Annotated in this window: 6 protein-coding genes; 4 read left to right on the top strand and 2 right to left on the bottom strand. The window is 43.5% G+C overall.

Features of this window, described 5'->3' with window-relative positions:
• Together JMX94_RS10975 and JMX94_RS10970 are read right to left on the bottom strand one after the other, a co-directional pair.
• Window positions 1–482 (bottom strand): dihydroxy-acid dehydratase (locus tag JMX94_RS10975; RefSeq protein ID WP_201565381.1); only part of this gene is annotated, 482 nt, incomplete at its 3' end.
• 179 nt (window positions 483–661) lie between these two features.
• Window positions 662–1,471 carry a hypothetical protein gene (locus tag JMX94_RS10970; RefSeq protein WP_227673615.1) on the bottom strand — a complete coding sequence of 270 codons (810 nt, stop codon included), beginning with the start codon at window positions 1,469–1,471 and terminating at the stop codon, window positions 662–664.
• A 219-nt stretch (window positions 1,472–1,690) separates the two neighbouring features.
• Between JMX94_RS10970 and JMX94_RS10965 the strand changes: the two genes are divergently transcribed.
• The 4 genes from JMX94_RS10965 to JMX94_RS10950 all read left to right on the top strand — a co-directional run bounded on the left by JMX94_RS10965 (window position 1,691) and on the right by JMX94_RS10950 (window position 6,663).
• The gene (locus JMX94_RS10965) at window positions 1,691–2,128 is read left to right on the top strand and encodes an HIT family protein (RefSeq protein WP_201565380.1); all 438 of its coding nucleotides are present in this window, start codon (window positions 1,691–1,693) and stop codon (window positions 2,126–2,128) included.
• Window positions 2,129–2,409: 281 nt separating this feature from the next.
• Window positions 2,410–4,458 carry a BCCT family transporter gene (locus JMX94_RS10960; RefSeq protein WP_201565379.1) on the top strand — a complete coding sequence of 683 codons (2,049 nt, stop codon included), beginning with the start codon at window positions 2,410–2,412 and terminating at the stop codon, window positions 4,456–4,458.
• 111 nt (window positions 4,459–4,569) lie between these two features.
• Window positions 4,570–5,607 carry a tRNA dihydrouridine synthase DusB gene (dusB, locus tag JMX94_RS10955; RefSeq protein WP_201565378.1) on the top strand — a complete coding sequence of 346 codons (1,038 nt, stop codon included), beginning with the start codon at window positions 4,570–4,572 and terminating at the stop codon, window positions 5,605–5,607.
• Window positions 5,608–5,775: 168 nt separating this feature from the next.
• Window positions 5,776–6,663 carry an SDR family NAD(P)-dependent oxidoreductase gene (locus JMX94_RS10950; protein ID WP_201565377.1) on the top strand — a complete coding sequence of 296 codons (888 nt, stop codon included), beginning with the start codon at window positions 5,776–5,778 and terminating at the stop codon, window positions 6,661–6,663.
• Window positions 6,664–7,030 lie beyond the last annotated feature (367 nt).

The raw sequence follows: 7,030 nt of genomic DNA, 5'->3' as shown, positions 1-7,030 counted from the left end.
TGGCTGTGAGCGACGGTGCTGGCAATCACTTTACCCGCTTCCATCGGGCCGCCTGAAATAAACACCACTGGAATATTAAGGCGCATAGCCGCCATTAGCATACCAGGGGTGATTTTGTCACAGTTAGAAATACAAACTAGGGCATCGGCGCAATGCGCATTGACCATATATTCAACCGAATCGGCAATCAAGTCACGACTTGGTAGTGAATACAGCATACCGCTATGACCCATGGCAATACCATCATCGACTGCAATAGTATTAAACTCTTTTGCCACGCCGCCCGCTTTTTCAATCTCACGCGCAACCATTTGCCCCAAGTCTTTTAGATGCACATGACCGGGTACAAACTGCGTAAAGGAGTTGGCAATTGCAATAATAGGTTTGCCAAAGTCGCCATCAGTCATGCCGGTTGCGCGCCATAGGGCACGAGCACCTGCCATATTACGACCGCCAGTAGAAGTTTTTGAGCGATAATCCATGTGATATTCCTTACAAATGAGCGAGATTTATTAACGTGTGCAGCATCCGCTGTCATACTGATAGTGTGCTTTTTATGCAGTGTGAGTACTAGTGAATAATACTAAGTCATTACCATACCATTAGATATGAGTAACTGAAAACAATTAACCCCGAATCATAAAGACTTAAGGGTCAATATTTAGGCAAGACGCTCTAAAATAGCGGTCTCAAACCAAGGCAGCTCGCCTTTATCAGCTTCTAGTTTGGCGATGACGACCAAGGCGTGAGTCGCTGGCAAGAACTGATAGTCGGAGCTGGCATCAATAGTCAGTATCTGTTTATCGTTTTCGGCTTGCTCATCGATACTGATTAACGTCTGTTTGGTATTTTTATATAGGACATCAATACGACCAAAAAACTGCCACTCTTTAAAGGCAGCAGTAAGCGCATCCGCTTCATCTTTGGTATAAATTTGCTGGGTGTCTTTACCGGTATTGGTCCAATGCAAACGTACCGCCAATTGCAGGGCTTCGCTAAACACCACCAATGAGCCAACTACTTTGACATGCCAAGGGCTGGTTATCAGCGCCTTATCAATACCAATAAGTTTCGCAGCCTCATTCGCCGTCATCGGAGTATTAAACTGCGCAAGCAACGACGGGGTTAGCGGATAGGTTTGTTTAATACTGTCATCTAAACTGTCGTAATGATACAAAAAGGGCAGCGGCATATCCTGCGTAATGGTTTTTTTGCTGATTTTGCAATTATGAATACGCCAGCTGATTGCTTTATCGCTTAATGCTTCAGCTAAGATAATGGCATTTGGCTCAAGGATTTGCGTACGAGTTTGCGCCTCAACCTCGTCCTCAATGTCAACTTGTTCTGTCGCATCTGCTATAGAGCTAGACGGCAGTGTTGTATCATAGGTTTCTGAATAACAAGATTCTGAATAAGTGGCGTCATTATCTGACGGCTCATCTGATGGCTTATCTAATGATTGGGTTGGCAAGGCAGTCAAATCCGTAAACGTAGGGTGATTAAAATAGAGGATTAATATAACATTTAAAGCGCGTCACTCGTCAATAAATTAATCGTGATACCTACAAATCCTCAAGCCCTTGTACTCAGCCCATATTTCGTCCACTATATTTGCTGAGATATTTACCCTCTACTACTGATCAACAAGTACTGATAACCAATTACTAATAACCAACTAAGGAATAAAATAATGAGTCAAGACAACCAAACCAAATACGATGACAATAATATCTTTGCCAAAATGCTTAACGGTGATATTCCTTATCATAAGGTTTTCGAGGACGATAAAACCCTCGCCTTTATGGATATCATGCCGCAAGCAAAAGGTCATGTATTGGTGATTCCTAAGCAAAAAGCCATTGATTTAGTCGACCTTGAGCCAGAATATGCCGCAGCAGTATTAATGACTGCCAAAAAAGTCATGCAAGCACAGCGCCAAGTATTCGAGCGAGAAGGTATTATTCAAATGCAGCTAAATGGCTCACAAGCAGGGCAAACTGTTTTTCATTATCACGTGCACCTGATTCCATCGAGCATTCATGAGCTAGGTCGCCATGCGGTGACGCAAGCAGATCATGGCGAACTTGCTGAAATGGCAAAACAATTAGCAGAGGTTATTAATGCTTAAGCTGTAGAGCTGAAATTTATTGCTTAGACATTGCGTTAGAAAATTTTTTTTATAAGTGTTAATAGAAAAGTATGGATAAAAAGGCAGCTAACAAGTTGCCTTTTTTATTTTTAGGTAATAGTGGTGTAACAAATGTTAAATTGATGTTACATATTCGGCATGATTCTGGGGTTTGGGCGTTCAATGTGGTAAAAATTGGTTCATATTTTACCTACGTATTTTTATATTTTAAATGCTTTGAAAACTTTTGATATTTTTCTCACTGTTACGAGACCCCCTTTATGAAGCCTAAATCATCCAGTTCCACCATTTTGCTGCCGGTATTTGTGCCAGCGGCCGTCATTATGTTGCTGTTAGTTATAGGCACATCCCTTAATCCTGAAGCCGCTGGCGAGTTGTTTGGTACAGTATTAAATTATATTACCGAAACCTTTGGCTGGTTTTATATGCTGGCGGTGGCGATTTTTTTGATGTTTATCATCGTATTGGCATTTTCGCCTTACGGTAGTATCAAGCTAGGCCCTGATCATGCCGAGGCTGAGTATGGTTTTCTTGAGTGGTTCGCCATGCTATTTTCGGCGGGCTACGGTATTGCCTTACTCTTCTTTGGCGTGGCAGAGCCGGTCTTACATTTCGCCAGTCCGCCATTATCAGAACCGCAAACCATTGCCGCCGCAAAGGAAGCCATGCAGATTGCCTATTTTCACTGGGGCTTTCATATTTCGTCTATTTATGGGGTCGTTGGTTTGTCGCTCGCGTACTTCTCTTTTCGACATGGTTTACCCTTATCGATGCGCTCAACCTTATATCCATTAATCGGTGATAAGATTTATGGTCCTATCGGGCATACGGTTGATGTGTTTGCCATTTTGGGTACGATGTTTGGTATTGCCACCAGTTTGGGTCTGTCGGTCTCGCAGATTAATGCCGGTTTAAATTATTTATTGCCAGATTTGATTCCTGTCAATATTACCGTTCAAGTGATTACGATTGCACTGGTTACTGCAGCGGCATTGGTTTCGGTGCTGGCGGGTATGGATAAAGGAGTTAAACGCTTATCTATCTTAAATATGGTGTTGGCAACGGCGTTAATGCTGTTTGTCTTTGTCGTTGGTCCGACTGTATTTATTCTCAATGCCTTTATGGAAAATACCGGTAGCTATCTGGGTAATATCGTTGAGCGCACCTTTAGTTTACAAGCGTATCAGCTGAGTGATTGGATTAGTAACTGGACATTGTTTATCTTTGCATGGACGATTGCATGGGCACCCTTTGTAGGCTTATTTATCGCCAAGATTAGCCGTGGTCGTACCATTCGTGAGTTTGTCTTTGGCGTGATGTTAGTACCAACATTTTTCACTTTCTTTTGGTTTGCCGTATTTGGTGACACGGCACTACATATGATTATGTTCGACGGTTATACCTCATTAATCAGCGAAGTACAAAACGACCAAGCCATTGCCTTGTTTAAGTTATTAGAGAATCTACCCTTTACTGAATTTGTCTCTTCATTGACCGTTTTATTGATTATTACCTTTTTTGTGACTTCATCGGATTCTGGGTCGTTGGTGATTGATTCACTTGCAGCGGGTGGCCGTAGCGATACGCCATGGTGGCAGCGCTCCTTTTGGGTGGTCACTGAGGGCGCGGTCGCTGCAGTACTGCTGATTGCAGGGGGCTTAACGGCCTTACAAACCGCCGCCATCGTCAGTGCATTGCCTTTTGCGGTGATTATCTTGATTGCCATATTTGGCATGTGGCGTGCGCTACGTATCGAAGGTCATCGTAATCAAAGCTTGGCCAATGACAATCATTTGCCGCCGCACCTACTCAAACTAGACGCATGGCGCGACCGTATTGATTATATGACGCAGCAGCCAACGCGTGAAAAAGTACTGAATTATATTAAAGGTACAGTTGTCTCGTCGATGAATGAAGTCTCAGAAAAATTTGCTGAAACAGGCTGGTTGCCTGATGTAAATTATGATGAGGTTAATGATCGCGTGGTGCTTGAGTTACGAGGCGGCGATAACGTTGAATTTTGGTACGAAGTGCGCTTATCAGAACATGAAGCGCCTGATTATTATACGGAAGCGATGGCGAATAAATTACCGCAAGAGCATCATTATCGTGCGGAGGTTTACTTGCGCCGTGGTGGTCAAACCTACGATTTGTATGGTTATCAACCAGAGTCAGTGATTAATGACATTATTGATCAGTTCGAGAAATACTTGCACTTTATCAATGAATCGCCAGATATTTTACCGTGGCGTATGCAAGAGCACGATGATGATATTACCTTAGAGCAGGGCAGTGTCTTTGATAAATAGGCATTTTGTCCCTTGACGTGCGCTGAGCAAATGATTGTCTGAATGACTTGCAATATGCGTACGAACCCTTAGAATAACGGCTTGTTTTCACCATGAATCAAGCCGTTTTTTATGCCTATAAATAATCCAGTGTCTAGTCACTCATCAGCACAAACTGCTAATGACCATCCTTTATTGCAGCCATTGGTCATTGGCGGCTTGACGATTGAAAATCGCCTGATGGTCGCACCGATGGCTGGCGTGACCGACAATCCCTTTCGACGCTTGTGTAAATCCTTTGGGGCAGGGCATGCGGTTAGTGAAATGATTATCGCTGATACGGCGCTTTATGCACGCAAAAAATCGCTCTATCGTGCCAATTTTGATAACGAAATAGCGCCTATTTCTGCGCAAATAGCCGGTGCAGAACCGGATAAATTGGCAGAAGCGGCACGTTATCAGATTGATAATGGCGCACAGATTATTGATATCAATATGGGCTGTCCTGCCAAAAAAGTGTGCCGTAGGTTGGCGGGTTCTGCACTTTTGCAAGATGAAGATTTGGTCGCGCGCTTGCTAGATGCGGCAGTAAACAGCGTCAATGCGCCCGTCACGTTAAAGACCCGATTGGGCTATGAGAATGGGCGTGAGAATATTTTGCGCGTCGCCAAACGTGCAGAGCAAGCAGGTATTGCGGCGATTGCCATTCACGGGCGTACGCGTGAGGACATGTATACCGGCGAGGCGCGTTATGAGCTGATCCGTGAGGTCAAAGAAAGCATCAGTATTCCAGTCATTGCCAATGGCGATATCGATAGCGCGCAAAAAGCGCAGCGTGTCTATGAGCTGACCGGTTGTGATGCGGTGATGATAGGGCGTGCCGCGCAAGGGCAGCCTTGGATATTTCGTGATATCGAGCATTTTTTGCGCTCAGGAGAGGTGCTTGCGGCACCTAGTGTGAGCGAGATAAAGGAGATTGTCCTAGCGCATTTGCAAGAACTATATGGGTTTTATGGCGAATATTCAGGTTGCCGTATTGCCCGCAAGCACATCGCTTGGTATACCACCGGCATTCCCAATTCCAATGCTTTTCGTCAAGCGATGTATGGCGAGGAGAGTACCGCTGGGCAGTTTCGCGTGGTCGAAGCCTTTTTGCACGCGCACGAATAGCAAGAAAAAACAGTCAGTTTAAGCAATGCACTTGATAATAAATACCCAGCTGCTAATATTCATGATATTAAATACATTTTACGGCTTCTTTATTAACTTTAATCCAATTATATTTGTTATGCTTTAGGCGAACATTAACGGAAATATCATTTACGAAAAGGATCTTTTATGGCCAATCCCTCAAAAAAAGCAATCAGCAAAGCAGTCAAAGATAAGCATATTATTATCACAGGGGCATCAAGTGGTATTGGTGAGCGTACGGCCTATCTGCTCAGTGAATGCGGTGCTCATGTTATTTTATTGGCACGTACTGAAGACAAACTGAAAGCCGTTAAAGAGAGTATCGAGGAGCTTGGTGGCAAGGCCAGTTATTACCCTTGTGATTTGACCAATATGGATGATATTGAAAAAGTTAGCGAGCAAATTTTGGTAGATTTCGGCCATGTAGATGTCTTGGTCAATAACGCTGGACGCTCTATTCGCCGCTCGGTTCACGAGTCTATAGATCGTTTCCATGATTTTGAGCGTACCATGGATATCAATTATTTCGGCGCCGTTAAAATAGTTCTTGGATTTTTGCCGACCATGATTGAGCGCCAGACCGGTCAAATCGTTAATATCTCATCGATTGGCGTGCTGGCGAATAGCCCGCGTTTTGCCGCTTATGTCGCCTCAAAATCGGCATTGGATGCCTTTAGCCGCTGCTTGGCTGCTGAAGTGAAGGGCGATAATGTTACGATTACCAATATCTTTATGCCATTGGTGCGTACGCCGATGATTGAGCCTACTAAATTATACCGCTACATGCCTGCGCTTATGCCGGATGAAGCGGCGATGATGGTTGCCAAAGCGATTGTTCATAAACCAAACAGTATTGCCAGTAACATGGGTAAATTTGCCTCAGCGACTTATTCATTAGCACCAGCAATTAACGTTGGTACTCAATCGATGGGTTATCGTATTTTTCCAAGTACCCGCGCTGGATTGACGACTGATAAAAAACCAAACCTTGCTCAGCGTGCCTTTGCTAGAATTCTACCGGGTGAGCATCACTAAGATAATACGTCTGATGAATTTAAAAAGGAGATACTATGGTATCTCTTTTTTAATATCTTAAAATTATTTTTAATTATATAAATGGGTAGTCAGTGGGGTGTTATTTACCATAACGTTTCTCAGGGGAAGAAGAGTAGTTCCCTAGTGAGGAATTGAACACATCCTTTAAAGCTTTGCTGTATGAGGGTTTATGTTTTTAATAGGCTGTTAGTGTACATTGTGGTGTGCTTAAAGGTGATAATTCGAGGTATTTTTAGTTAGTCAATACTGCAAAATTTTAATTTCGCGGAAAAATATTCGTGTATATGTCATCGGCCATTTGTCGCGCAGTTCTGAACTCTACACTAGGAATAAAAATGGCAGCGAT

Origin of the sequence: Psychrobacter sp. CMS30, assembly GCF_904846565.1 — a bacterium.
GTDB classification, from domain to species: domain Bacteria; phylum Pseudomonadota; class Gammaproteobacteria; order Pseudomonadales; family Moraxellaceae; genus Psychrobacter; species Psychrobacter maritimus.
Note: the sequence above shows the minus strand (reverse complement) of the source record. Positions and strands in the feature narration are given on the sequence as shown.